At 64.1% G+C, this 26,409-nt stretch carries 24 protein-coding genes; 15 read left to right on the plus strand and 9 right to left on the minus strand.

The genetic code is table 11. From position 1 onward, the window contains the following. Positions 1 to 40 precede the first annotated feature (40 nt). The 5 genes from P9875_RS01060 to P9875_RS01080 all read left to right on the plus strand — a co-directional run bounded on the left by P9875_RS01060 (position 41) and on the right by P9875_RS01080 (position 3,298). On the plus strand, positions 41 to 637 hold the full coding sequence (locus P9875_RS01060; protein ID WP_034752465.1) for a phosphoheptose isomerase: 597 nt from the start codon (positions 41 to 43) through the stop codon (positions 635 to 637). Beyond that, a complete protein-coding gene (locus P9875_RS01065) occupies positions 630 to 1,313 on the plus strand; it encodes a BON domain-containing protein (RefSeq protein ID WP_225243200.1) in 684 nt (227 codons plus the stop codon). The genes P9875_RS01060 and P9875_RS01065 overlap by 8 nt, the downstream gene beginning before the upstream one ends. An 82-nt stretch (positions 1,314 to 1,395) precedes the next feature. Further along, on the plus strand, positions 1,396 to 1,917 hold the full coding sequence (locus P9875_RS01070; RefSeq protein WP_225243199.1) for a peroxiredoxin family protein: 522 nt from the start codon (positions 1,396 to 1,398) through the stop codon (positions 1,915 to 1,917). Between the two features lie 98 nt (positions 1,918 to 2,015). Continuing rightward, on the plus strand, positions 2,016 to 2,606 hold the full coding sequence (locus P9875_RS01075) for a sigma-70 family RNA polymerase sigma factor (RefSeq protein ID WP_034782766.1): 591 nt from the start codon (positions 2,016 to 2,018) through the stop codon (positions 2,604 to 2,606). Continuing rightward, positions 2,603 to 3,298 (plus strand): anti-sigma factor, encoded by a 696-nt coding sequence (locus P9875_RS01080; protein ID WP_151091853.1) that lies wholly within the window; start codon positions 2,603 to 2,605, stop codon positions 3,296 to 3,298. Before P9875_RS01075 ends, P9875_RS01080 begins: the two co-directional genes overlap by 4 nt. Before the next feature lie 2 nt (positions 3,299 to 3,300). Here the strand turns inward: P9875_RS01080 and P9875_RS01085 are convergent, their stop codons facing one another. Both P9875_RS01085 and P9875_RS01090 read right to left on the minus strand, forming a co-directional pair. Next, positions 3,301 to 3,723 carry a PaaI family thioesterase gene (locus P9875_RS01085; protein WP_034782761.1) on the minus strand — a complete coding sequence of 141 codons (423 nt, stop codon included), beginning with the start codon at positions 3,721 to 3,723 and terminating at the stop codon, positions 3,301 to 3,303. An 84-nt stretch (positions 3,724 to 3,807) separates the two neighbouring features. Then, positions 3,808 to 4,965, minus strand: coding sequence for a PepSY-associated TM helix domain-containing protein (locus P9875_RS01090; protein ID WP_278317364.1), 1,158 nt, complete (start codon positions 4,963 to 4,965; stop codon positions 3,808 to 3,810). A 150-nt stretch (positions 4,966 to 5,115) separates the two neighbouring features. Between P9875_RS01090 and P9875_RS01095 the strand changes: the two genes are divergently transcribed. Together P9875_RS01095 and P9875_RS01100 are read left to right on the plus strand one after the other, a co-directional pair. Further along, positions 5,116 to 5,460, plus strand: a complete 345-nt coding sequence (locus P9875_RS01095) for a hypothetical protein (protein ID WP_278317365.1) — start codon at positions 5,116 to 5,118, stop codon at positions 5,458 to 5,460. Between the two features lie 90 nt (positions 5,461 to 5,550). Beyond that, positions 5,551 to 7,704 carry a TonB-dependent receptor gene (locus tag P9875_RS01100; RefSeq protein WP_278317366.1) on the plus strand — a complete coding sequence of 718 codons (2,154 nt, stop codon included), beginning with the start codon at positions 5,551 to 5,553 and terminating at the stop codon, positions 7,702 to 7,704. A gap of 61 nt (positions 7,705 to 7,765) precedes the next feature. Here P9875_RS01100 and ung read toward each other — a convergent pair whose 3' ends face one another. The 4 genes from ung to P9875_RS01120 form a co-directional block, all read right to left on the minus strand. Then, complete coding sequence (gene ung, locus P9875_RS01105; protein ID WP_278317367.1) at positions 7,766 to 8,434, minus strand: uracil-DNA glycosylase; 669 nt, start codon at positions 8,432 to 8,434, stop codon at positions 7,766 to 7,768. Positions 8,435 to 8,576: 142 nt separating this feature from the next. Next, positions 8,577 to 9,584 carry a lipoyl synthase gene (gene lipA / locus P9875_RS01110; protein WP_099408224.1) on the minus strand — a complete coding sequence of 336 codons (1,008 nt, stop codon included), beginning with the start codon at positions 9,582 to 9,584 and terminating at the stop codon, positions 8,577 to 8,579. A 37-nt stretch (positions 9,585 to 9,621) separates the two neighbouring features. Further along, a complete protein-coding gene (lipB, locus tag P9875_RS01115; protein ID WP_076564619.1) occupies positions 9,622 to 10,326 on the minus strand; it encodes a lipoyl(octanoyl) transferase LipB in 705 nt (234 codons plus the stop codon). A gap of 75 nt (positions 10,327 to 10,401) precedes the next feature. Next, positions 10,402 to 11,874, minus strand: a complete 1,473-nt coding sequence (locus P9875_RS01120; protein ID WP_278317368.1) for a PLP-dependent aminotransferase family protein — start codon at positions 11,872 to 11,874, stop codon at positions 10,402 to 10,404. A gap of 115 nt (positions 11,875 to 11,989) precedes the next feature. Here P9875_RS01120 and P9875_RS01125 point away from each other — a divergent pair, with 115 nt between their 5' ends. Then, on the plus strand, positions 11,990 to 13,195 hold the full coding sequence (locus P9875_RS01125) for a multidrug effflux MFS transporter (protein ID WP_278317369.1): 1,206 nt from the start codon (positions 11,990 to 11,992) through the stop codon (positions 13,193 to 13,195). On the opposite strand, the gene P9875_RS01130 is transcribed toward P9875_RS01125, so the two are convergent. The 3 genes from P9875_RS01130 to P9875_RS01140 form a co-directional block, all read right to left on the minus strand. After that, entirely contained in the window at positions 13,188 to 13,484 is a 297-nt protein-coding gene (locus tag P9875_RS01130) for a DUF493 family protein (RefSeq protein ID WP_099403898.1), read from the minus strand. The two genes, P9875_RS01125 and P9875_RS01130, sit on opposite strands and share 8 nt — an antisense overlap. Before the next feature lie 317 nt (positions 13,485 to 13,801). Next, the gene (locus tag P9875_RS01135) at positions 13,802 to 15,301 is read right to left on the minus strand and encodes a DUF6600 domain-containing protein (RefSeq protein ID WP_278317370.1); all 1,500 of its coding nucleotides are present in this window, start codon (positions 15,299 to 15,301) and stop codon (positions 13,802 to 13,804) included. A gap of 107 nt (positions 15,302 to 15,408) precedes the next feature. After that, positions 15,409 to 16,050, minus strand: a complete 642-nt coding sequence (locus tag P9875_RS01140; protein WP_278317371.1) for a LysE family transporter — start codon at positions 16,048 to 16,050, stop codon at positions 15,409 to 15,411. Between the two features lie 177 nt (positions 16,051 to 16,227). On the opposite strand from P9875_RS01140, the gene P9875_RS01145 reads away from it, so the two are divergent. The 7 genes from P9875_RS01145 to P9875_RS01175 all read left to right on the plus strand — a co-directional run bounded on the left by P9875_RS01145 (position 16,228) and on the right by P9875_RS01175 (position 26,408). Next, on the plus strand, positions 16,228 to 17,175 hold the full coding sequence (locus tag P9875_RS01145) for a DUF808 domain-containing protein (protein WP_035823275.1): 948 nt from the start codon (positions 16,228 to 16,230) through the stop codon (positions 17,173 to 17,175). An 85-nt stretch (positions 17,176 to 17,260) separates the two neighbouring features. Next, complete coding sequence (gene yiaA, locus P9875_RS01150) at positions 17,261 to 17,692, plus strand: inner membrane protein YiaA (protein WP_176387799.1); 432 nt, start codon at positions 17,261 to 17,263, stop codon at positions 17,690 to 17,692. Between the two features lie 45 nt (positions 17,693 to 17,737). Beyond that, positions 17,738 to 19,846, plus strand: a complete 2,109-nt coding sequence (locus P9875_RS01155; RefSeq protein ID WP_278317372.1) for an EAL domain-containing protein — start codon at positions 17,738 to 17,740, stop codon at positions 19,844 to 19,846. 195 nt (positions 19,847 to 20,041) lie between these two features. Next, entirely contained in the window at positions 20,042 to 21,709 is a 1,668-nt protein-coding gene (locus tag P9875_RS01160) for a methyl-accepting chemotaxis protein (protein WP_035823281.1), read from the plus strand. A 24-nt stretch (positions 21,710 to 21,733) separates the two neighbouring features. Continuing rightward, positions 21,734 to 23,182, plus strand: coding sequence for an oxygen-independent coproporphyrinogen III oxidase (gene hemN, locus P9875_RS01165; RefSeq protein ID WP_278317373.1), 1,449 nt, complete (start codon positions 21,734 to 21,736; stop codon positions 23,180 to 23,182). Between the two features lie 9 nt (positions 23,183 to 23,191). Continuing rightward, positions 23,192 to 23,956, plus strand: coding sequence for a sulfite exporter TauE/SafE family protein (locus P9875_RS01170; protein ID WP_278317374.1), 765 nt, complete (start codon positions 23,192 to 23,194; stop codon positions 23,954 to 23,956). Between the two features lie 22 nt (positions 23,957 to 23,978). Continuing rightward, positions 23,979 to 26,408, plus strand: coding sequence for a heavy metal translocating P-type ATPase (locus P9875_RS01175; RefSeq protein WP_278317375.1), 2,430 nt, complete (start codon positions 23,979 to 23,981; stop codon positions 26,406 to 26,408). The last annotated feature ends 1 nt before the right edge of the window (position 26,409 follow it).

Consider the following 26,409-nt stretch of genomic DNA (forward strand, 5'->3'; position numbering starts at 1 on the left):
TGTCCGCCATGCCGCGCGCCTGCACTATAATCGGCAGACTATGAATAATCAACGCATCCTCTCGCACTTCCACGAAAGTGCCGAACTCAAGATCCAGGCCGCCACCGTACTGGCGCAACCGATTGCGCAGGCGATCGACCTGATGTTTTATGCATTGTCCAACGGCAACAAGATCCTCGCCTGCGGCAACGGCGGTTCCGCCGCCGACTGCCAGCATTTCGCAGCCGAGCTGGTCGGGCGCTTCGAACGCGAGCGCTTTCCGCTGCCGGCCCTGGCGCTGACGACGGATACGTCGATCCTGACGGCCGTGGCCAACGACTACAGCTACCGCGAGATTTTCTCGAAGCAGGTGCAGGCCTTCGGCCAGGCCGGCGACATCTTGCTGGCCATCTCCACGTCGGGCAATTCGGCCAATGTGATGGCGGCCGTGGAAGCGGCGCTCGAGCGCGAAATGCGCGTCGTGGCGCTGACGGGCAAGGACGGCGGCGCCATCGGCAAGATGCTGACGGACGCCGACGTGCATATCTGCGTGCCGGCCGAGCGCACGGCGCGCATCCAGGAAGTCCATCTGACCACCATACATTGCATCTGCGACGGCATCGACGTCGCGCTATTCGGAGGAGACGTGAATGACTAAATTCGGTACTGGCGCAGGCTGGAAACGCGTGCAACGCCCATTGGCCACCGCATTGCTGTGCGGCGCCATGCTCACCTCGCTCACCGGCTGCATCGAATTGATGGTCGGCGGCGCGGTGATGGGCGGCGTAGCCGCAGCGGACCGCCGCACCCTGGGCGCCCAGACCGAAGACAAGTCGATCGCCCTCAAAGGCGAGTCGCGCATCCCCTCCATCACCGGCGACGTGGGCCACGTCAACGTCACCAGCTTCAACCGTCGCGTCCTGCTGACGGGCGAAGTGCGCGACGAGGCGATGAAAAATGCCGTCGAGCGCGAAGTACGCAATATCGAGGGCGTGGAATCGGTGGCCAATGAATTGATCATCGCCGGCCCGGCCAGCTATACGTCGCGCTCGAACGACGCGCTGATCACCACCAAGGTCAAGGCCAGCCTGGTCGACATGAAAACCATCTCGGCGGCCTCGTTCAAGGTCGTCACCGAGAACGCCACCGTCTTCCTGATGGGCAGAGTCACCCAGCGCGAAGGCACGGTCGCGGCCGACGTGGCGCGCGGCGTGGGCGGCGTGCAGAAAGTGGTCAAGCTGTTCGACTACATTTCGGAAGCGGAACTGAAGCAGTTGCAGCCCGATCCGGCGCCAGCACGCACCACCAGCACTGGCGACACGGCGCAGCAATAAACGCCTCCTCCGTTTGACCTACGGCTTTGATGCGGCGATACGGCTATAATGGCCGCATCGTCGCGCTTTTCAAATGAAAACCATGTCAACTACGCCATCCGCAAGCAAGTCCTGGGTCAAGCCAGCCCTGATCGCCGTCTTCGTGGCGGGCGTGGCGGCAGCCGCTTATCTGTCGCTCAATGACAAGCAAAGCGCGCCGGACGTGACCTTCCACGGCATCCATGGCGAGAAAATCACCTCAAACAGCCTGCGCGGCAAGGTCGTGATGGTCAATTTCTGGGCCACCTCGTGCACCACCTGCGTGGCGGAAATGCCGGACATGGTCGACACCTACAACAAGTACAAGGGGCAGGGACTGGAATTCGTGGCCGTGGCCATGAAATACGATCCGGCCAACTACGTGCTGAACTTCGCCGAAACGCGCCAGCTGCCGTTCAAGGTGGCACTCGACGTGACGGGCGAGGCGGCCAAGGCCTACGGCGACGTGGCCCTGACGCCCACCACCTTCGTCCTGGACAAGCAGGGCAAGATCCTCAAGCGCTATGTAGGCAAGCCGGAATTCGCGGAACTGCACAAGCTGCTCGAGTCCGCCATCGCAGGCTAAGACAGCGCGCAAACACTGCACAAAACCTTGTTGCTAAAGGTTGCCAACTTGTTATAACCTTCTCAGGCGTGATCCCACTCACCTCGTGAAGGCCAGCCGTGTCCCCAGCCGCCCAATCGCTCGACCCGCAGCAACTGAAAACCTGGCTGCTTGCCGCCGGTAACAAGGACGCCACCGCGTTCCGCCAGCTCTATCACTCCACCTCATCGAAACTGTTTGGCTTCGCGCTGCGTATATTGCATAAGCAAGAGCTCGCTGAAGAAGCCTTGCAAGAGGGGTTCGTCGCCATCTGGAACAATGCCGCCACTTACCAGAGCCATCTGGCGGCGCCGATGACCTGGATGGCCACCATCGTGCGCAACAAGGCGTTCGATGTGCTGCGGCGCAGCGACGATACCGTGGAAATCGATGCCGAACAGTTTGATAGCGAAGTCATGAATGCACTCCGAGACCCCCAGGCCACGCCGATCGAGTCGCTGCAACTGAGCGGTGACGCCAAGGCGCTGGCGTTTTGCATGTCGGCCCTGGAAGGGCTGCACCGGCAGGTGGTCGCCCTGGCCTTCTATCACGACCTGTCGCATAGCGAAGTGGCGCAGCAGATGTCGCTGCCAATCGGCACCGTGAAGACCTGGATACGCCGTAGCCTGGAACGGCTGCGCACGTGCCTGGCGAAACGGGAGGCATCATGAATATCCGCGGCAATGACGTGCTGCGCCAGAAACTGGCGTCCGAATACGTGCTGGGCACCCTGAAAGGGGGCGCGCGGCGACGTTTCGAAGGCTGGCTGCACAACGACGCCGACTTGCGCAATATCACGGCCGAATGGCGCCAGCGCCTGGAACCGATGGCGGAATTTGCCACGCCCGTGGCGCCGCCCAAACGCGTGTGGCAGCAGATCGAGCAGCGCCTGCACCTGGCGCCGCAGGGCGGCTGGTCGTTGTGGCGCGATTCGCTGACGTTCTGGCGTTCGCTGGGCATGGCGTCGAGCGCCATCGCCGCGCTGCTGGTGATCGTCGTGGCCACGCGCGTGATGGACGCGCCGCAGATCAGCTATGTCGCCAGCCTGACGGACGAGAAAGCGCAAACGGCCCTGCTGCTGACGGCCGACAGCCGCCACGGCGCCCTCGAGGTGCGCATGGTGGGCAACGCACCCGTGCCTGCTGATCGCGACCTGGAACTGTGGGCCGTGCCGAAGAGCGGCAACCCGCGCTCCTTGGGCCTGCTGGCCGACAAGGGCAGCGTGAAACTGGCGTTGTCCCAGCGCGCCATCGGCAACGACGTGGCCCTGCTGGCCGTCACCCTGGAGCCGAAAGGCGGTTCGCCGGATCCGAACGGACCGACGGGACCGATCTTGTACAAGGGTAACTGGGTGAAAATATAGTCTTACTTGGGATACAGAATCATCTGCGTGCAGCGGAACAGGGCAATCGTCTTGCCCGTTTCCTTGCTTTTCACCACGGCATCCCACACCTGCGTGTTGCGGCCCTTGTGCTCGACTTTCGCCGTGCAGGTGAGCGTGCCTTCGCGCGCCGTGCCCAGGTGGTTCGATTTCAGTTCGATGGTCGTGAAATTGCTGGCGCCCTCGGGCAGGTTGACGATGCAGCCATAGCCGGAAGCCGTGTCGGCCAGGGTCACCACGCTGCCCGCGTGCAGATAGCCATTCGGCGCCAGCAGATGCGGCAGCACGGGCAATTCCGCCGTCAGCTGGCCGTCGCCCACTTCCGTGATGACGATGCCCAAGTGGCCGGGCAGGCGGCCGGTGCCGCGTTCATTCAACATTGCTACGGTAATCTCGGGATTGCTCATGCTGGTCCTTGTGCGGGTGAATCCGGGATCCGCCGGAAAATACTATGATGATAGCAACTTTCCCCGCATCGGTTTGGCGGCCGCTTATTTCCGGCCGCGCCGCCATTTCCACCACACCAGCGTCCCCGTCAGCATGAACAGCAGCGGCATCAGGCCAAAGACGGTAATGAAGGCGCGCCCGACCGCGCCGAACGCCTGGCCCGAATGCAAGGGGAATTGCCAGCCCAGGAAGACGTCGCCGGCCGGCGCCCGCAAGGGATCGCGTATGCGCAGGGGCAAGCCGCTGCGCGCATCCAGGGTGATGCGCGTGGCGCCGTCGCCGTGGGCGATTTCACCGGGCTGGCGCACGCGCACGTCATACGGCTGGTCTTTTTTCGCCGGCAGCACGATGCGCGACACCCGCGCCTGTGGATACAGCAGCTGCGCGGCGGCCATGGCCTGGCCCGCATCGAGCACGGCGCCGTCCTGCTGCACATTCTTCAGTTTGGCCGTGTCCGGCACCGTCGACACGAGCGCCACCAGCGGCACGATCAATTGCGGCAAATTGAAATAAATGCCGGAAAAGGCGAGCATGGCCAGCACGGGCGCGGCAAAGAAACCGGCCGCCTTGTGGAACGTATAGTTGAAGCGCGGCCAGGAGCCGCCATGCGACACCGTCAAGGCGCGCTTGATCGCCAGCCACTGCAGGCGCGGCCACCACAGATAGATGCCGCTCAAGGCCATCAGCAGCAGCATCACGCCCGAGATGCCCGTAATGGTCTTGCCCGCGTCGCCCGACAGCAGATAGCGGTGCAAATGAAACATGCCCGACATCAGCAGCGGACGCGTGAGGCCGAAACGCCCCCAGTCGCGCTCGCCTTTGACTTGCAAGGTGTAGGGGTCGACCATCACCTGGCGCACGATGGCCTGGCTGAAGGGGGACGGTTTGTCCGCCTGGCGGTAAGAGGCCACGTACACGTCGCGCGCATCGGCGGGCGGATTGAGCTGGGCCGGCTTGCCGTAGGCGGGGTCGGCCGCGAGCCCGTCCACCACCGCTTGCACCGTGCGCGACGTCACCTGGAACACCTGGCCAGGCGCGGGCGTGCTCGCCTGCAACAAGGTCGGATTCAGATACGCGTCGAGCTCCGGCATCCAGGCGATGGCGGACCCCGTCAAGCCCAGCAAAACAAACAGGGCGCCAAACCACAGGCCCGCATACAGGTGCAGCTTGGCAAACAACCACTTGATCGAACGTTGCGACATGGAAACTTTGGGAAATTTGGGCTGCGAAACGATAGCATGAAAGGCCCGGAGTGAAAATCATTATCAGCTGTCATTCTGTCCTGCCCGTTCAGCGCAAATGAATTGCAACAAGCGCTGACAATGGGGCGATTTTCTTGCTACTATGCGCCCATGTCTTCCCGCCAGCCCACCCGCAAGCTTGCTCATCACGGTGCCGCCGCCCTCGCGCGCACGCCGTGGCGGCTGTGCGTGGCGCTGTTCAGTGCGCTGGCCCTCGTGTTCCTGCTGTCGACGGCCGCCTCGCACCTGCACAAGACCACTCTCGACGCGGAAGAGTGCGCGCTGTGCGCCACGGCCATCGACAAGGTGGCCGACATCGCCGTGCCGCCGGCCATCACTGAGCCGCCCGCCCAGTTATTGCCGTACCGCTTGCTGGCCATCGCGCCCACTTCCCTGGCGCCCGTCGCCACCCTGATCCTGCCGCCCGTGCGCGGCCCGCCTGCCGCCTCACTGTAGTTCCCACGCTTTTTTTCCTTTTTCAGGCCGCCCCTAGTCGCGCGATCATGCGCGCCGGGCCGCCTGGCGTTGACTATTTTGAGGCTTACCATGCAACACACTCCCCGTCTGAGCGCGCTGTCGCTCGCCCTTGCCAGCCTGTTTACGAGTTCCGCGCATGCCGCCGAAGCCACCGCTGCGGCAGATGCCGCACCACAAGAGATGCAAAAGGTGGAAGTCACCTCCGCCCATCTGAAAAGCGCACGCATCGAGCTGTCGCCGAAAGTCGGCACCACCATCTACAGCATCGACAGCCACATGGTCGACATGCTGGGCCAGGGCGACAACACGCCGTTCAATGAAGTGCTGCTGCGTTTGCCGGGCGTATCGCAGGATTCGAAGGGTTCCGGCGCCCTGCACGTACGTGACGACCATGCCAATGTGCAATACCGCATCAATGGCGTGCAACTGCCAGAAAGCATCAGCGGCTTCGGCCAGTCGATCGACACGCGTTTGATCGACAAGACGGATTTCATGACAGGCGCCTTGCCGGCCCAGTTCGGCCTGCGCACGGCGGGCATCGTCGATATTGAAACGAAAGAGGGCGGCATGACGCCTGGCGGGCGCATCGGCATCATGGTCGGCAGCCACGACCACGTGGAGCCGAGTGCTGAATTTTTTGGCAGCGTGGGCAAGTTCAATTACTACCTGTCCGGCAGCTACCTCGGTAATTCCCTGAGCGTGGAAAACCCGCAAGACACACGCAGCGCCCTGCACGACAAGACGCGCCAGAACAAATCGTTCGGCAGCCTGTCGTATTTCCTCGATGACAACACCCGCCTGGGCGCCATGTTCGGCACGTATAACGGCCGCTTCCAGATTCCGAACAATCCGGACCAGGCGCCCGCTTTCAGCCTGAATGGCCACAGCGATGCGCAGGCGGGCACGTCCACGTTACCGTCGTCGCAGCTGAATGAAAACCAGCGCGAAGTGAACCGCTTCCTCGTGCTGTCGCTGCAAAAGAGCCTGGGCGACGTCAATTACCAGGTGTCGGCCTTCCACCAGTATTCGGAACTGCACTTCACGCCCGATGCCATCGGTGACCTGATCTACAACGGCGTGGCCTCGGACTCGCGCCGCGCGAACAGCGCTTCCGGTGCCCAGTTCGACATCAGCTACAAATGGCACCAGGACCACACCGTGCGCGCGGGCCTGGCCTACACGCGCCAGAAAACGACGAGCGACAACACGGTGGCCGTCTTCCCCGCCATGGACGGCGCGCAAACGTCCAGCACGCCCATCACGGTGCTGGACAACAGCGGCAAGACGGGCACCCTGGCCAGTGTTTACCTGCAGGATGAATGGCATATCAGCAAGCCTTTGACCCTGAACTATGGCGCCCGCTTCGACAAGGTGTCGGCCTACACGAGCGAGCAGCAATGGAGCCCACGCGTCAACCTGGCGTATCAGCTGGCGCCGGGCACGGCCCTGCACGCCGGCTATTCGCGCTACTTCACGCCGCCGCCGCAGGAACTGGCGGCGCAAGGCAGCATCGACCTGTACGCGAACACGACGAACGCGCCGGAAATCGGCCAGTCCGACAACGTCAAGGCCGAGCGCACGCATTACTACGACGTCGGCATCAGCCACCAGGTGAATGCAAAACTGACCGTGACGGCCGATGTGTACTATAAAAAAATCAACAACCTGCTGGACGAAGGCCAGTTCGGCCAGGCGTTGATCCTGACGCCGTTCAACTATGCGGATGGCTACGCCAAGGGCCTGGAATTGTCGGCCATCTACAGCGAGAAAAACTGGGGCCTGTTCCTCAACGCCAGCACGCAAAAGGCGCAGGGCCGCAACATCAATTCCGGCCAGGCCCTGTTTGGCGCCGATGAGTTGAACTACATCAGCCAACACTATGTCTACCTCGATCATGACCAGAAATACACCTTGTCGGGCGGTGGACACTATCACTTTGGCGATTCGCAAGTAAGCGCTGACTTCCTCTACGGTAGCGGCCTGCGCATGACCCCGGACGGTGGCGCCCCGAATTCCGGCCATTTGCCAAGTTACTTCACCGTCAACACGGCGCTCACGCATACGTGGAAAAACACGCCGCTCGGCAAGGTGGAAGGACGTTTGGCCCTGATCAACCTGTTCGACAAATCGTATCTGCTGCGCGACGGTTCCGGCGTGGGCGTGGGAGCGCCGCAGTATGGCGCCCGCCGCAGCATCTATGCGGGCTTGTCGACCAGCTTTTAACCGTTACGCGCGAAGACAGCGGCAGGGAGCAACGCCTGCCGCTGTCGGTTGCCGTCAGGAATCAGCCATCACCCCAGGCGATGGGCGCCTGGCCATGCGCCTGCAAATACGCATTCGCCTGGCTGAACGGCTTGCTTCCAAAGAAACCTTTGCTGGCCGACAAGGGTGAAGGGTGCGGCGCCGCCAGCACCAGGTGCTTGCCGGGATCGATCAAGGTGCGCTTGGCTTGCGCATAGCCGCCCCACAGGATGAACACCAGGTGCTCGCGCTCGGCGGACAGGTGGCGGATGGCGCTGTCCGTCAATTTCTCCCACCCCTTGCCCGCGTGCGAGCCGGCCGCCCCGGCGCGTACCGTCAACACGCTGTTGAGCAGGAACACGCCTTGTTCGGCCCAGTCGGACAAATCCGTGCGCGTGCGCGCCACGCCCACGTCGCTATGCAATTCCTTGAAAATATTTTGCAGGCTGGGCTGCGGCGGTGTGCCATCGGGGATGGAAAAGCACAGGCCCATGGCCGCGCCGGGCGTGTGATACGGGTCTTGCCCCAGGATCACGACCTTGACTTGCCCGAACGGCGTCAGGTCGAACGCGCGGAAGATGGTTTTACCCGGCGGAAAACACGGCCCCGCCGCATACTCTTGTTTCACGAAGGCGGCCAGGCGTTCCCAGTAGGGCTGGGCAAACTCGCCCTCCAGCCGCGCCTTCCACGATGCGTCGATGCGTACGTCCATGCGTCACCTCATAGCTTATCCGTCAACCATGCTTTTTCAGCATGCCAGTATAGGACGCTCAGCCGCATAAGGTGACACGATACGAACAGGCAAAAAAAAACCGCCCGGCTAAAGCGGACGGTTTTTGATACAACTCAAGTGCTTAGAAATTCAGCGCCGATTCAACGCCGGCGCTGTGCGCCTGTTCATCCGCGTGGTACGAGCTGCGCACCATGGCGCCCACGGCGGCGTGGGTGAAGCCCATCTTGTACGCTTCTTCTTCGAACATTTTAAACACGTCCGGGTGCACGTAGCGGCGCACGGGCAGGTGGCTGTTCGAGGGCGCCAGGTATTGGCCGATGGTCAGCATGTCGATATCGTGCTCGCGCATGTCGCGCATGACTTGCAGGATTTCCTCGTCCGTCTCGCCCAGGCCCACCATGATGCCGGACTTGGTTTTCACGTCCGGGTACATGGCCTTGAAGTCTTTCAGCAGCTTCAGCGAGTGCATGTAGTCGGAGCCGGGGCGCGCTTCCTTGTACAGGCGCGGCGCCGTTTCCAGGTTGTGGTTCATGACGTCAGGCAAGCCATCCTTGAACAGATTCAGGGCTTTTTCCAGGCGGCCACGGAAATCCGGTACCAGCACTTCGATGCGGGTGTTCGGCGACAGGGCGCGCGTTTGCTGGATGCACTCGACGAAGTGGCCGGCGCCGCCGTCGCGCAAGTCATCGCGGTCGACGGAGGTGATGACGACGTAGTTCAAACGCAGCTTGGCGATGGTTTTCGACAAGTTGGCCGGCTCTTCCTTGTCCAGCGGATCAGGACGGCCGTGACCGACGTCGCAGAACGGGCAGCGGCGCGTGCACTTGTCGCCCATGATCATGAAGGTGGCCGTGCCCTTGCCGAAACATTCGCCGATGTTCGGGCAGCTGGCTTCCTCGCAGACGGTGACGAGCTTGTTTTCGCGCAGGATGTCCTTGATTTCATAGAAACGGGTCGAGGCCGAGGCTGCCTTGACGCGGATCCAGTCCGGCTTTTTCAGGCGCTCGACTTGCTCGATCGGAATGATCTTGATCGGGATGCGCGAGGTCTTGCTGGCGCCTTTTTGCTTTTCGCTCGGGTTGTACGCTGGAGCGGCGGGGGCGGTGCTGGAAATGGTCTCAGAAGTCATGGCTGCAAGCCCTTGACGGGCATGTTGGTTTGTTTGCTCAGGCATCCGCTGCCTGAGGCGCGCCTGCGGCGCTGTTTACTTCGCTTACATCGAGTAATACGGTCAATTCCTGGGCCAGGGCCCGCTGCACCTCGGCCAGCGGCGCCACCACGCCCATGCTGCGCATGTCCACCGTCTTCAGGCCGGAATAGCCGCAAGGGTTAATCCAGGAAAACGGCGCCAGGTCCATCGCCACGTTGAGCGATACGCCATGGTAGGTGCAGCCGTTGCCGCGCACTTTCAAGCCCAGCGCGGCGATCTTCGCACCCTTGCTTGGCCCGCCGGCAATATAGATGCCAGGCGCGCCATCGATGCGCTCGCCAGCGAGATTATACGCCGCCAGCACGTTGATGATGGCTTGCTCGATTTTATGCACGAACTGGCGCGCGTACAGCTTGCCGCCCGGCTTGTTGCGGCGCAAGTCCATCAGCAGGTAAATCACCACTTGGCCAGGACCGTGGAACGTCACTTCGCCGCCCCGGTCCGTTTGCACCACGGGCACGTTTTCCGCGCCGGCCAGCAAATGGCCGCGGTCGGCCGCCAGGCCCAACGTAAATACGGGCGGATGCTCGACGATCCACAGTTCGTCGCGCGTGTCGGTCGTGCGCGCGTCGGTAAAGGCGCGCATGGCGGCAAAGGTCGGCTCGTAATCGACGCGGCCCAGCTCGCGGATCAGCGCCGTTTCGGTGCGGGTGGTGGTCATGACAGATTCTGTAATCAGCTGCCGGCGCCCTGCGGACGCTGCGGCGAAGCCGTGATTATAAGCCAGGCGGCCGTTTCATTCCGGGGCGGACTCAGGCAATAACAGCAATTTGCCCAATTTTTGTGCAGCATGGCGTATCTGGGGCCCATTCAGGGCCGTGTAGCCGAGCAGCACGGCTGGCGCCAATTTTGCGCTGTGGCAAAAGTCGCCGAGCGGCTGCAGCGCCAGCCCGTCCTGCGCGGCGCGCGCGCAAAACGCCCGCTCGTCGCTGTCCGGCGGCAGCCACAGCACGCAATGAAAGCCCGCCTGCTGGCCGGAAATGGTGTAGCGGCCGGGCGCGGTCTGCTCGAGGCAGGCCAGCAGCAGGTCGCGCCGCTCCTTGTAGGCCAGCCGCGCCTGACGCAAATGGCGCACGAAGGCGCCATCCTCCATCCAGGCGGCCAGCGCCAGCTGCTCCGTCACGCCCACGGACCTGCCCGTCAACTGCAGCATGCGCAGCAACGGTGGGCGCAAGGCGGGCGGCAGCACCATGAAACCCACGCGCAGGCCGGCAAACAGGGTTTTATTAAAACTGCCACAGTAAATCACGCGCTGGTACTGGTCCAGCGCCTTCAGGGCCGCCAGCGGCGCGCTCTGGTAATTGAATTCGCTGTCGTAATCGTCTTCCACCACCCAGGCGCCGCTGTCGTTCGCCCACTCCAATAACGCCAGGCGGCGCGTGACGGACATGGTCACGCCCAGCGGCGACTGGTGCGCCGGCGTCACGTACGCGAGGCGGGCGTCGGCGTGCGCGGCCAGCGCGGCGCAATCGATGCCCTCGGCGTCGACGGCAATGTCGACCGGCACGGCGCCCGCCAGGGCGAACAGGGCACGCGCGGCCGGATAGCCCGGTTCTTCCAGGCAGACTTTATCGCCATCGCGCACGATGCTGCGCGCCAGCAAGTCGATCGCATGGCGGATGCCGGTCGTGACGACGATGTCTTGCGGGTCGCAGCGGATGCCGCGGTACTTGGCGAGGAAATCGGCGATCTGCTGGCGCAGCTGGGGCAAGCCAGCCGGATCGGCGCTGCACAGCTGCTCCGGCGTGGCGTCGGCCAGCGCCCGCGTGGCGCACTTGGACCAGGCCGCCATGGGAAACAGGCTGGCATCGGCGCGCCGTGCAACAAACGGCAAGCCGTCGCGCACGCCCGTATCGGACACGGGAACCGGCTCGGAAAATGGCCCGGCCGGGGTGGCATCTGCCAATCCTGCCATCAAAAAGCGTTCCGGCACGACGGCGCACACGCGCGTGCCGGAGCCGGGCACGCGCGTCACGTACGCTTCCGCGTGCAGGCGGTCGAACACGGTTTCGATGGTGCCACGCGACAACTCCCACCGTTCCGCCAGGGTGCGGCTGGACGGCAAACGGCTGCCCGCCGGCAGCATCTTCGTCAGGATGGCCGAGCGCAGCGCTTCATACGCGCCATCCTGCTTGTTGACGCCTGCCTTGTCGAGCCAGCTGGTGGGACGAGGCAAGTCCAGGGCGTGCGGTGATTTTCCTCGCGGCATGATGATCGTCCAAGTGGTCCAATGAGTTTTCTGATGACTGGCACTTCGCATTACACCACAAACATCCTACTCTCACCGTTCTGGTGCGTCTGCCATCTCTTGCATACCGAAAAACATGAATCAACGAACAACACTTCCCCTGTGGGCCTGGGGCGCCATCGTGCTGCTGCTGGTCTGCCTGTCGCGCATCAGCATCGACATCTATTTACCGTCACTGCCGGCCATGGCCGATGCCCTGCATGCCAGCGATGCCCAGTTGCAACTGACCCTGAGCCTGTTCATGGCCGGCTCGGCCGCCTCGATGCTCGCTTGCGGGCCGCTGGCCGACCGCTACGGACGCCGTCCCGTGCTGCTGGCCGGCACGGCCATTTATGTGCTCGCCAGCATCGTCTGCACGGTGACCACCGATGTGCACGTGCTGATCGCCGCGCGCGTGCTGCAGGCGTTCGGCGGCTGCAGCGGCACCATCATCGGCCGGGTCATGGTGCGCGACCGCTTCGATCCCGCCACGCAGGCGCGCATGCTGGGGAAAATCTCGATGGTGATGGGTTTGTCGCCGATCCTCGCGCCGCTGGCTGGCAGCGTGCTCGACGCGGCGTTCGGCTGGCGCGCCGTGTTTGGCGTGCTGTGCCTGCTGGGCGCGCTGTCGCTGGGGCTGATCGCCGCGTACGTGCCGGAAACCAAGCCGGCCAGCGTCGTGCCACAAAGAAATACCCTGGCGCTGTATCGCCGCCTGCTGGGCGACCGCTATTTCCTGCGCTATGCGCTGGCCATCGGCTGCGTGTATTGCACGTACTTCCCGTTCATTGCGGAATCGTCCGTGCTGTTGCAAAGGGGCATGCAGCTGTCGCCGCACTCGTATGCGCTGGTGTTCGCGCTGACGGTCAGCGGTTATATCGCGGGGTCGAGCCTGTTTCGCGCGCTGGGACCGCGCCTGGGCGCCGATTACATGCTGGGCGTGGCGGTGCTGCTGAATGTAACGGGCGCGGCCAGCCTGTTGCTGGCGGGTAGTCTGGCGCCACAGCACGTGGCGTCGCTGGTGGCGCCGATGCTGCTGGTGATGGTGTCGGTGGGCATGGCGATTCCCGCCTGCCAGCTGGCCGTGCTGCAGCCGTATGGCGACCAGGCGGGCAGCGCCTCGGGCCTGTTCTTCTTCGTGCAGATGCTCATCACGGCTGTTTGCGGCGCCGTCATCGCCGCCATCACGGACGGCAGCGAAAAGCCGCTGCTGTGGGTGACGGCGGTGGCGAGTAGCGCCTTTGCCGCCGTCTGGCTGCTCACGAAGAGCCGGGCCAGCGTGGCGGCAGCCAGCCTTACATGACGATCTTGACCATCGGGTGGCCCGACAGCGCCATGTACAGGGCGTCGAGCTGCTCGCGACTGATGGCGCGCACGGTGACGGTCAGGCCCGTGTAATTGCCCTTGCCCGAAGGACGCTCTTCCATGCGGCCAGCGTGGAAGGTCGGATCGTGGCTGATCACCAGCTCCAGCATGGTCGGCGCGAAGTCGACATGCGTCGGGCCCATGATCTTGATGGGAAAGTCGCTCGGGTATTCGATCAGCGATTCGCTGGGAGGAATGATGTGTTCGCTGGGAGGGGTGGTTTGCATGGGAATTCCAATCAGTGCCGGTCAGTGCCAAAGGCGTATTGTAGCCAACTTTGGCAGCGCCTGCGCCCCTTGCCATGGCGCCAGGGGCGCGGAAAAAAAAAGCCAGCTTTGTAAGCTGGCGAAAACTATTTCGTTTGGACAAAATAGCCGGAAAATCGGTGCTGTCAGCCGTGAAGGCATTGCGCTGTCTTGCAATGACGTCACTGTAGACAAAACACCGCGGCTTGACCGCTGAAATGTGACGAACTGTCGGTTTGGCGGCTTGAACGTCGATAATCCATGACCGGACGGACAGACGGCCAGCGCCAGCGGCCCGTTCAGCGCTCCATTTCCTGCATCCGGCCAGCGCGACCGGGCGCGCCGCGTTCAATGTGGCGCTCACGCGGCGGATTGGCGCGCTCGGCGCGGAGCCGCTGCTCGCCACGCCAGGCAGGGTGCGCCACCGGGTCTTGCACAGGTGGCAAGGCCGGCATCGCCGGCATCAGGGGCTGTTGCGGCCGCGGTGGCTGTACCGGCACGGGCGGGCGGTTCGGCTGCATGGGCGGCGGTGCCATCTGCGTCTGGCCATCGTCCGTCTGCAGGCGACCGTCGCGGTTGGCCCTGTCGCGGCGAAATCCATCTTGCTGGCGCTGCGCCTCGGGGGGACGCTGCCAGTTGCCGGCCGGCGCAGGCGGCGTGCTCAAGGGCATGCTTTGCAGCACGGGGGCCGGCATGATGGTGCGGTTGCGGTGTTCACGCTCACCGACCACGGGACGGCGCCCCTCGGCCACGCGGTTGATGCGGCGTTCATAGTCCGCGCTGGTGCGGTAGCCGGGCACGTAGCGCTCGTGCGGCGACAGGGGAAACCAGCCCACGTCGGGACGCTGGCCGCGGTTCATCGCGTGATTTCCGCCAACCCAGCCCACCAAGGCCGGCGCCCAGGGCACGCGGCCGCGCTCGCGGCCAGGCGCCCAGCCCCAGCGCTGGCCCAGCCGTACCCAGCGGCCGTAATGCGAGGGCGCATAGCCCCACGGTGCATTGTCGACCCAGGTCCAGCCCCACGGCGCGATCCACGTCCAGCGCCCGTCGCTGTACGGCGCCCAGCCGGCCGGCACCGCGCTGGGCAGCCACAGGGGGCCGTATTGCGCATCTTCCTGCCAGGCGCCATAGCGGTCCAGCTCTTCATAGCCGGTCGTATCGTCCGTGACATAGCGCAAGGCCGGCGCGGCGGCGGGCAAGGCTTCGGGCCAGTTGTCAAACGCGATCCGCTGCACGGCGCCCGTGCGCAATTCCTCGTCCGTCAGTTCGGCGCGCTGGCCGGCGCGCAAGGTCACGCTGCCCGTCGCCCCATCCACGTCGGCCGCCCCGTCGAGCACGCTGACGACGCTGGCGCCGCTCTGACGCCCCGCCTCGATGCGCACCCAGCCCGGCTGGGTGAGGATCACGCGGGCCTGGGCCGTGGTCAGCTCGAAGCCGCGCAGCGCGTCGGGATTGCGCACGCGCACGCTGACCGCGCCATAGCTGAGGTGCAATTTGAAACTGTCGTCATCGAGCTCGCTCACTTCCAGCTCCGAATCGCCATCGAGACGCACGGCGGCCGCGCCCACGCGAAACTCCGCCAGCGCGCCGCGCATGGTACTCAAGCGGTTATCCGTCGTGACGGGCCAGTTCAGCAGGGTGTTTTGCGCCTCGCCATCGCCGGCGCGCACCAGCACCTGCCCTTCGACGGTGGAAATACGGCCCACGCGGGCGGGCGGGTCTTGCGCCAGGGCAAGCGTACATGCCGACGACAACAGCACGGCGCAGATGGTTTTCAGCAGGGGCAGGGTCGGACGCATGGCGCGCTCCAGGCAGGACGCAGATGAAAGGAAGACAACATGCCGATTACAGTCCTATCGGGCAAGTACCGCAAGCGGGCTTACAAATGTTTGCATGTTGATCTGGCTCACGCCGCCGCCTGGCCGCCGCGCTTGACGAAGAACAGGGCGGCGCCGACGGCCATCAGCAAGCCGCCAAAGAAGCGGTTCTGCTTTTTCACAGCGCTGGCGTCGCGGAAAAAACGCTGCATCGACGAGGCCAGGAAGGCGTAGCTGTGCATGACGATTTGATCGATCGTGCACATGGTGACGGCCAGGATCAGCAATTGCGGCAGCAGCGGCGCAGCAGGGCTGATGAATTGCGGCAACACCGCCACCATGAAGATGATGCCTTTCGGATTCGTCACATTGGTGAGAAACCCCGTCAGCACGCGCCGGCGCCAGGACGGCACCACGGCGTCGGCATGCAGGTCGCCCGTCACGGCCACCTTGGCGCGCCACTGCGACAGGCCCAGGTAGATCAGGTACAAGGCGCCCACCGTCTTGACGATATTGAAGGCCACTTCCGAGGCCAGCAGCAAGGAACCCACGCCGGCGCCCGCGATGCCCAGCACCACCAGCAACCCCAGCTGCAGGCCGATAATCGTGGCGCTGGCCTTCTTCACCCCGTACGACAGGCCGTGCGACATCGACAGCACGGCGCCCGAGCCGGGCGAGACGGCGATGATGGAGGCGGCGATGACAAAGGTGATCCAGGTGGCGAAGTGCATGCGGTTTCCAAAAAAAGGGGGGCGATGAGCAATTTTAACCCGCTCAGTGCGGCCCTGCCGGCCCGCCCTGGGGTAAGATCGCAGTCATCCCTTGCCGTACAACCAAGAATAACATCATGAAAAACAACACTTTCCTCGCTTCACGATTCCCTGCCACCAAAGCGGGAGCGCGCTGAGATGGCCGGCTCCAGCCTGCTGGCCCTGCTCGACGACATCGCCAGCATCCTCGATGACGTTTCCCTGATGACCAAGGTGGCCGCCAAGAAGACGGCCGGCGTGCTCGGCGACGACCTGGCCCTGAACGCGCAGCAAGTGGCCGGCGTGCGCGCCGAGCGCGAACTGCCCGTCGTGTGGGCCGTCGCCGTCGGTTCGCTGAAGAACAAGGCCATCCTCGTGCCCGCCGCGCTGGCCATCAGCGCGTTTGCGCCATGGGCCATCACGCCGCTCTTGATGGTGGGCGGCGCCTACCTGTGCTTCGAAGGTTTTGAGAAGATCGCGCATAAATACCTGCACCCGGACGACAGCCACAAGGCCGAGCTGGCGCAGGCGCTGCGCGACCCGCAAGTCGACCTCGTCGCGCTGGAAAAGGACAAGATCAAGGGCGCTATCCGCACCGACTTCATTTTATCGGCGGAAATCATCGTCATCGCGCTGGGTACGGTGGCCGCGGCCACCTTCGCCGAGCAGGTGGCCGTCGTCGTCGGCATCGCCCTCATCATGACGGTCGGCGTGTACGGCCTGGTGGCCGGCATCGTCAAGCTCGACGACGCGGGCTTTTATCTGGCGGCGCGCAAGGGCGCGGGCGCGCTGATGGATGGCGTGCGCGGCTTTGGCCGCATGCTCGTGTCGGCGGCGCCGAAACTGATGAAATTTCTCTCCGTTGTGGGCACCCTGGCCATGTTCATGGTCGGCGGCGGCATTCTGACGCATGGCTGGCCGTGGGCCAGCGGCATGCTGCACCATGCGGAAGAAGCGGTGGCCGGCGTGGCCGGCATAGGCCCCGTGCTGGCCGCCATCACGCCCAGCCTGATCAACGCGGTGGCCGGCCTCATCGCCGGTGGCCTGGTGCTGGCCGGCGTCACGGCCGTGTCAGCTTTATTGCGCCAGATCAAATCGAGCAAATAAACTTTCTGGTCTGATGGGGCGGCAGGCGCATCCGTGCCTGCCGCCCCGGCCATGCCGGCGGCGCCTGCCTGCCCATGGAGACCCTATGCATTCTTCCCCCGCCCCACGCCCCAGCAGCGCCTTTATCGGCGCCTCCTGGGCGGCACTGCTGATCGGCGTCATCACCTATCTGTCAGGCCTGTGGAACGCCAGCATGCCGCTCAACGAGAAGGGTTATTACTTCACGATCCTCATGTATGGCCTGTTCGCCGCCATCTCGCTGCAAAAATCCGTGCGCGACCGTGCCGAGGGCATCGCCGTGACAGGGATTTACTTTGGCCTGTGCTGGATTTCCGTGCTGCTGGCCTTGCTGCTGCTGACGGTCGGCCTGTGGAACGCCACCCTGCAAAACAGCGAGAAGGGTTTCTATGCCATGGCATTCCTGCTCAGTCTGTTCGCCGCCGTGGCCGTGCAAAAGAATGTGCGCGACGTGGCACGTGCCTCGGCCGCCACGCCCGCCGAAATACCGGGAACTTAAATAGCAGCAGCGCATCTATCCCTGTATCCGTGCAGGGAGAAGACGATGAGCGACCAGCAAAAACGTTTGCAGATGGCACTGGAAGCGGCGCATATGGCGATCTGGGATTCGCGCATCGTCGACGGCCAGGTGATCGACGGCACGGTCAGCTGGTCGGCCAGGGGCGCCACCTTGCTGGGCCTGGAAGAGCGCCCGCTGACGCAACCATTTCGCAGCTTTCTCGACTGCGTGCACCCCGACGACCGCGACAAGGTGATCAAAGTGCTGCAGGACGGCGTGCGCCGGCGCGGCGGCTACGACGTGCAATACCGCGTCATCTGGCCCGATGGCAGCGAACACTGGCTGGCGGCCAAGGCGCACATCTTTACGGATGCCGCCGGGCATCCCGACCGCACCCTGGGCATCATCTGGGATATCACCGAGCACATGTTGCGTGAACTGATGATCGCCGAGAGCAAGGAGCTGGCCGAAGTGACGCTCAGCTCCATCGGCGACGGCGTCATCACCACCGATCCGTTCGGCAAGACCCGCTACCTGAACCGGGTGGCCGAACAATTGACGGGCTGGAGCAACGAGCTGGCCCAGGGCATGGACATCTGGGAAACCCTGAACCTCGTCGATGAACACACGGGTGAGCCGCTCGACCACGTGGCCCTCAAGTGCTTGCGCCAGCGCCAGGCCATCGGCATTTCCACGCATGCGCAGCTAGTCACGCGCGACGGACGGCGCATCGCCGTGGAAGACTCGGCCGCGCCCATCTGGTCGCGCAATGGCAACATACTCGGCGCCGTCGTCGTGTTCCGCGACGTCAGCCACGAGCGCAAGCTGAGCCAGCAACTGTCGTGGCACGCCACGCACGACACCCTGACGGGTCTGATCAACCGGCGCGAATTCGAGCATCTGGTGGCCGGCGCCCTGCACACGGCCAAGGAAGAAGGCCATGTGCATGCGCTGCTGTACCTGGATCTGGATCAGTTCAAGGTTATCAACGATACCTGCGGCCATGGCGCCGGCGATGTGCTGCTGCAGTTGCTGGCGAAAATGCTGCAGGCGCAAATGCGCGACAGCGACATCCTGGCGCGCCTCGGTGGCGACGAACTGGGCGTGCTGCTGCCGCACTGTCCGCTCGATCACGCGCGCGTCATCGGCGAACAGCTGCGCCAGTCCATCCGCGATTTCCGTTTCGCCTGGGATAGCCGCAGTTTTGAGCTGGGCGTGAGCATCGGCATGGTCGAAATCAACCAGGACAGCAAGTCCATGAGCGAGCTGCTGAGCGCGGCCGACCAGGCCTGCTACCTGGCCAAGGAGCAAGGCCGCAACCGCATCCACGTCTACCAGGAGTCCGACGTCATGCTGGCGCAGCGGCATGGCGAAATGCTGTGGATCTCACGCCTGAACGAAGCGTTCGCGCACGATTATTTCCGCCTGTACGCCATGCCCATCGTGCACCTGCGCGACGACCCGGAACACCACGACGAAGTGCTGATCCGCATCCGCAACAGCCAGGGCGACCTGATCTTGCCGGGCGCCTTTATCCCCGCCGCCGAACGCTACGACATGATGCTGTCCATCGACCGCTGGGTCATCCGCGCCGTCTGCGCGCATATCGAAAGCGTGCGCGACAGCCTGCCGCCGGTCGAAGCGATGGCGGAAAGCCGGCGCCGCGCACCGGCCCTGTATTCCGTCAACCTGTCGGGCATGTCACTGGCCGATGCCGGCTTGCACGACTACATCACCGAGCAGTTCGTGCAATTCGCCATCGCGCCCGAACAAATCTGCTTTGAAATCACGGAAACGGCCGTCATCGCCAACCTGCCCAAGGCGCAAGTGTTCATGCGCAAGCTCAAGGCCATGGGCTGCCGCTTCTCGCTCGACGACTTCGGCAGCGGCTTTTCCTCGTTCGGCTACCTGAAGGCGCTGCCCGTCGATTACCTGAAGATCGACGGTGTCTTCGTGCGCGACATCGCCAGCAATGCCATCAACCGCGCCATGGTCAAGGCCATCAATGAAGTGGGCCACGTGATGGGATTGAAAACGGTGGCCGAATACGTGGAAGACGATGCCACCCTGGCCGTCATCCGCGAACTGGGCATCGACTACGCGCAAGGCTACGCCGTGGGCAGCCTGCGTCCGCTGACGGCGGGCGTGGATTAGCCCCCGTCGGCAACCAGTAACTTTAAAACAATGCCGCATTGCTATCGCTAAATGCGTGCAAGCACGACCAATCTGGAGGATTTTGATCTACATCAATAAATTTGCGCAGGCGACTCCTTACACTGATCTCCATTCTTGCAATCGTGCAAGTCTTACTCACCAATTGCCTATTTAACTGATCAGGAAGCCGCGACCATGCGACAAAATTTGCCAGTGACTAACCGTGAAGTCCTCGTCCTGGACGATCAGGCCATCGTGTCGAAAACGGATATGAACGGCAATATCGTCTATGTGAACCCGTACTTCAGCCAGGTCAGCGGCTTCAGCGAAGCCGAGCTGCTCGGTTCGCCCCAGAACATCGTGCGCCACCCGGACATGCCGGCCGAAGCATTTGCCGACCTGTGGGCCTCGATACAGGCCGGCACGCCGTGGACGGGCCTGGTCAAGAACCGCTGCAAGAACGGCGACTTTTACTGGGTGCGCGCCAACGTCACGCCGATCCGTGAAGCGGGCAAGACCATCGGCTATATGTCCGTGCGCGTCAAGGCGGACAAAGAGCAGGTCAAGGCGGCCGAGGAAGCCTATGCGGCCATCCGCAACAAGGAAGGCGGCAACATCGTCATCAAGAACGGGCAGATCGTGCGCCCGGGCCTGGCGCACCTGCTGCACAAGCTGACGCACATGTCGCTCAACCTGCGCATCTGGGCCGCCACGTCCATCGTCAACTGTCTGCAACTGCTGGTGTGCGTCATCAGCCTGTTCGCCAGCGGCGGCAAGATCACCAATTACGCCATCTTCGGCGCCACCCTGTTCGGCTTCCTGATCAACGTTTTCCTCTGGTATACCTTGCGCATGTCCGTGCTGAAACCGCTGGGCAAGGCCCTGAACGGCGCGCGGGCGATTGCCGCCGGCGACCTGTCGGGCAGTTTTGAAACGGACAGCACGGATGAAATGGGGCAATTGCTGCGCGCGCTGCAACAGATGAACAGCAACCTGATCGCCACCATCCGCGACGTGCGCATCAACGTGGAAACCATGGCCGTGGCCACCAGGCAGATCGCCGTCGGCAATATGGATTTGTCGGGCCGCACGGAATCGCAAGCGGCCAGCCTGGAAGAGACGGCCTCGAGCATCGAGGAATTCTCGTCGACCGTGAAACAGAACGCGGACAATTCCGTGCAGGCGAATGAACTGGCCGTGGCCGCCTCGAAAGTGGCCGTGCAGGGCGGCGAGATCGTCTCCGAAGTGATCACCACCATGGACGACATCAACACTTCGTCGAAGAAAATCGTCGACATCATCGGCCTGATCGAAGGCATCGCCTTCCAGACCAACATCCTGGCCCTGAACGCGGCCGTGGAAGCGGCGCGCGCCGGCGAGCAGGGCAGGGGTTTTGCCGTCGTGGCGGGCGAGGTGCGCAACCTGGCGCAGCGCTCGTCGGTGGCAGCCAAGGACATCAAGCAACTGATTGAAATTTCCGTCGGCAAGGTGGGCGCCGGCATGCTGCAGGTGAACCGCGCCGGCGCCACCATGGAGCAGGTGGTCAGCTCCGTCAAGCAGGTGACGGCCATCATGCAGGAAATTTCCATCGCTTCGCGCGAACAGAGCATCGGCGTCGATCAGGTCAACCAGGCCATCGCCCACATGGACCAGGTGACGCAGCAGAACGCGGCCCTGGTGGAAGAAGCCGCCGCGGCCGCCACGCGCCTGGCGGAAGAAGCCGCCAGCCTGTCGCAAGCCGTGAGCCTGTTCAATTTCGGCAAGATGCCGCCACCGCGCCGCGTAGCCATGCCTGGCGGCAAATCGGGCGCCGCAGGCGCCGCGAACGCCGGCAAACCCGCCATGAAACGCCTGGCCGCCTAAACCTTTCAAGACTTCATACACATCATGCCTACACTACTCAGCAGTGCTTCCGCCGACCTGGACGCCGTCGTCGAATTCGACCCGGTCATCATCGGCAAGATGAGCCAGTCCGGCCCGCGCTACACGTCCTACCCGACCGCCGACCGTTTCAATGCCGACTTTGGCTATGGCAACTTCCTCGAAGCGCTGGCCGCCCTGCGTATGCGCGGCGGCCGCCGTCCGCTGTCGCTGTACGTGCACGTGCCATTCTGCGACACCCTGTGCTACTACTGCGCCTGCAACAAGATCATCACGAAGGACCGCAGCAAGGCCACCACCTATCTCAGCTATCTGAAACAGGAAATCGCCATGCAGGGCAAGCTGTTTGCCGGCATGAACCAGATCGAGCAATTGCACTTCGGCGGCGGCACGCCGACTTACCTGAGCGAAAAGCAGATGGACGAACTGATGGCGCATTTGCGCCAGCATTTCGAGTTCGCTTCCGATGAAGACGGCGAATATTCGATCGAGATCGACCCGCGCACCGTCTCGCGCGAACGCGTGTTCTCGCTGCGCGCGCAAGGTTTTAACCGCATCAGCCTGGGCGTGCAGGATTTCGATGCCGACGTGCAAAAAGCCGTCAACCGCATCCAGCCGGAAGCGGAAACGGTGGCCATCATGCAGGCCGCGCGCGACGCCGGTTTCCGCTCGATCAGCATCGATCTGATCTATGGCTTGCCGAAGCAAAACCTGGAAACGATGACGGAAACCCTGCGCAAGGTGATCAACGCCAGCCCGGACCGCATCGCCCTGTACCATTACGCGCACATGCCGCATCTGTTCAAGCCGCAGCGCCGCATCCTCGACGCCGACATGCCCGACAGCGCCACCAAGCTGGCCATGCTGGGCCTGTGCATCGCGCGCCTGACGGCCGCCGGCTATGTCTACATCGGCATGGACCATTTCGCCAAGCCGACGGACGACCTGGCCGTGGCGCAGCGCCAGGGCCGCTTGCACCGCAACTTCCAGGGATACTCGACGCGCGCGGAGGCGGACTTGATCGCCTGCGGCGTGTCGGCCATCAGCTCCGTCGGCGCCGTCTACAGCCAGAACGAGAAGACGCTCGACGCGTATTACGAAAAGCTCGACGAAGGCGTGCTGCCGATCGCGCGCGGCATCAAGCTTGACACGGACGATTTGTTGCGCCGTATCATCATCCAGATGCTGATGTGCAATTTCGAACTGTCGATCGCCAGCATCGAGCAAGCGCACCCCGTCACCTTCCGCAGCTATTTCGCCGCCGAACTGGAGAAGCTGCGCGAACTGGCGCGCGATGGCTTGCTCGTCATCGAGGAAGACTGGCTGACGGTGACGCCGAAAGGGCGCTTGTTGATCCGCAATATCTGCATGGTCTTCGACCGCTACCTGACCCTGGCGCGCGCCAACACGGCGCCGGACGCGGTGCAGCCGCTGCGCTACTCGAAAACGGTGTAACACCGCCCGATGAACGCCCTCAGCCTCGTGCCCATGTTTCTGGTCGGCCTGGCCGGCAGCGTGCACTGCATCGGCATGTGCGGCGGCATCGTCGGCGCCCTGTCGCTGGGTGGCGGCGCCGGTGCTGCGGCGGCGCCCACGCGTCCTGTGATCGCCATCGCCGTGGCACGGCCCGCAGTGCAATCGAACGTGCTGCGCGTGCTGGCCTACAACGGCGGGCGCATAGGCAGCTACATGCTGGCCGGCGCCATGGCCGGCAGCCTGGCGGGCGCGGGCATGCTGCACCTGGCGTCCCTGCAAGTGGCCGGCTACTGGCTGGCCAACCTGATGCTGGTTGCTTTGGGCCTGTACCTGATGGATGCCTGGCGCGGCCTGGCCCATCTGGAAGCGGCCGGCAACGTCGTCTGGCGCCGCGTGCGGCCCCTGTTGAAACCGCTGATGCCGATGGATACGCCGTTGAAAGCGCTGGCAGTCGGCGGGCTGTGGGGCTGGGTGCCGTGCGGCATGGTCTACAGCGCGCTGCTGACGGCCATGATGCAAGGCTCGGCCCTGCACGGCGCGGCCACGATGGCCGCCTTCGGCCTGGGCACTTTGCCCACCCTGCTGGGCATGGGCTTGCTCGGCACGCGGCTGCGCGCGCAGATGCAGCGCCGTCCCGTGCGCATCGCCAGCGGCTTGCTGGTGCTGGGCTTTGGCTTGCTGGGCCTGCTGCGCGCCGCGAATGGCGTCTCGCTGGGCTGGCTCGACGCCCTGTGCGTCACGGGCCATCCATGAAAAGACGCATGAAAACACACCTATGAATGCTGTTCTACAACCCTCCGCCTGCTTCCATTGCGGCTTGCCCGTGCCAAGCGGCTCCAGCTGGAACGTCACCATCGACGAGGTGCCGCGCGCCATGTGCTGCCCCGGCTGCGAAGCCGTGGCGCAAACCATCGTCGACATCGGCCAGAGGGCGTACTACCGCGACCGCGACGAATATGCCGTCAATGCCGCCGATGCCACCATGGTGCCGCCCGAACTGCGCCTGTACAGCAATGACGACGCGCAATTCGCGCGCGACGCCAGCAGTTGCGAAGCGACCCTGTCCGTCGAAGGCATCCGCTGCGCCGCCTGCGTCTGGCTGATCGAGCGCCAATTAACCCGCCTTCCCGGCGTGCAGGCGGCCAGCCTGAACGTCGCCACGGAGCGGCTGTACGTGCGCTGGAGCCGCGCCCAGTGCGAGCCGGGCGACATCCTGCAAGCCGTACGGCAAGTCGGCTACACGGCCTATCCGTATGACGCCGTGCGCCATGGCGAGCGCCTGCAAAAAGCCAGCAAAACGCTGGGGCGCCAGCTGTTCGTGGCGGGCCTGTCGATGATGCAGGTGATGATGTACGTGGCGCCGTCCTACCTGGCCGAGGATGGCACGCTGGACGACAATATGGCCAGCCTGATGCGCTGGGCCAGTTTGCTCTTGACCTTGCCGGCCATCTGCTACTCCGCCATGCCGTTTTTCCAGGGCGCCTGGGCCAGCTTGCGCGCACGCACCCTGGGCATGGACGTGCCCGTTGCGCTGGGCATCCTGGCGGCCTTCTTCGGCAGCGTGGTGGCGACCTTTACGGGCCGCGGCGAGGTGTATTACGACTCGGCCACGATGTTCATTTTCCTGCTGCTGTGCAGCCGCTATTTCGAGCTGCAGGCGCGCCGCAAGGCCGCCTCGGCGCTCGAACGCCTGCAGCACGCCTTGCCCGCCTCCGCGTCCTTGATGGCGGGCTTTCCCGACAACCGCGCCACCACCCTGGTGCCGGCCGGCAGCCTGGCCGTCGGTGACGTGATTCTGGTCAAACCGGGCGAGGCGATCGCCGCCGACAGCGTCATCGTCGAGGGGAGCAGTGCGCTGGACCTGTCGCTGCTGACGGGCGAGAGCGCGGCCCAGCGACGCAAGACAGGCGAACAGGTGCCGGGCGGGGCGATCAACGCCAGCGCGGCGCTCATCTTGCGCGTGCTCAAACCGGCGCGCGAAAGCACCCTGTCCGATTTATTGAAACTGATCGAGCGGGCCGGCAGCGGCAAGCCGCAGATCGCGCAGTGGGCCGATAAAGTGGCCGCCTGGTTCGTGCTGGGCCTGCTGCTGTTTGCCGTCGCCGTGTTCGCCTTCTGGAGCTGGCACGACCCGGCGCAAGCGTGGCCCGTGGCGATTGCCGTGCTGGTCGTATCCTGCCCGTGCGCGCTGTCGCTGGCCACGCCGACGGCGCTGGCGGCCGCCACCGACAGCCTGCTGCGGCGCGGCGTGCTGATCGTCCAGCCGCATGTACTGGAAACCCTGCACCGCGCCACCCACATCGTCTTCGACAAGACGGGGACACTGACCCTGGGCCGGCCCGTGCTGCGGCAAATCGAGGGGCTCGGCAGCCTGAGCGAAGACGATTGCCTGCAAGTGGCCGCCGCGCTGGAAGCGGGTAGCGCCCATCCGCTGGCGCAGGCGATCCTGGCAGCTGCCGGAGAACAGAACGCGCGTGTGCATGCGGAACAATTACAGGAAGTGCAGGGCCAGGGACTCGAAGGCGTCGTCGACGGCGTGCGCTACCGCCTGGGCAATGCGGCCTTTGTCGCCGCCATCGCCGGCCCGCCGCTGGGCGACACGGCCGTCGGCATGCAGGGCATGACGCCGCTGTACCTGGGCACGCAGGGGCGCTGGCTGACGCGCTTTTTACTCAGCGACGCGCTGCGCCCGGAAGCGCGCGACGTGGTCGCGTATTTCCACCGGCGCGGCAAGCAAGTCGTGCTGCTCAGTGGCGACCAGGAAGCGCTGACGCAAAGCGTGGCGACGGAACTGGGCATCAACACGGCGTGCGGCGAATGCCTGCCCGATGAAAAGCTCGATTTCGTGCAGCAGTTGCAGGCGACGGGCGCCGTGGTGGCGATGGTCGGCGACGGCATCAACGACGCGGCCGTGCTGAGCGGCGCCGACGTGTCCTTCGCCATGGGTTCCGGCGCCGCCCTGGCGCAGGCGCATGCGGACACGGTGCTGCTCTCAAACCAATTGGTTTCCGTGCTCGACACGGCGAAGACGGCCGCGCGCAGCATGCGCATCATCCGCGAAAACCTGGGCTGGGCAACCCTGTACAATCTGACGGCCATCCCGGCCGCCGCGCTGGGTTTTTTGAACCCCTGGCTGTCCGGCGTCGGCATGGCTGCCAGCTCGGCCGTCGTCATCGCCAACGCCCTGCGCCTGCGGAAAGCCTGAA

Origin of the sequence: Janthinobacterium rivuli (genome assembly GCF_029690045.1) — a bacterium.
Lineage (GTDB): Bacteria > Pseudomonadota > Gammaproteobacteria > Burkholderiales > Burkholderiaceae_D > Janthinobacterium > Janthinobacterium rivuli.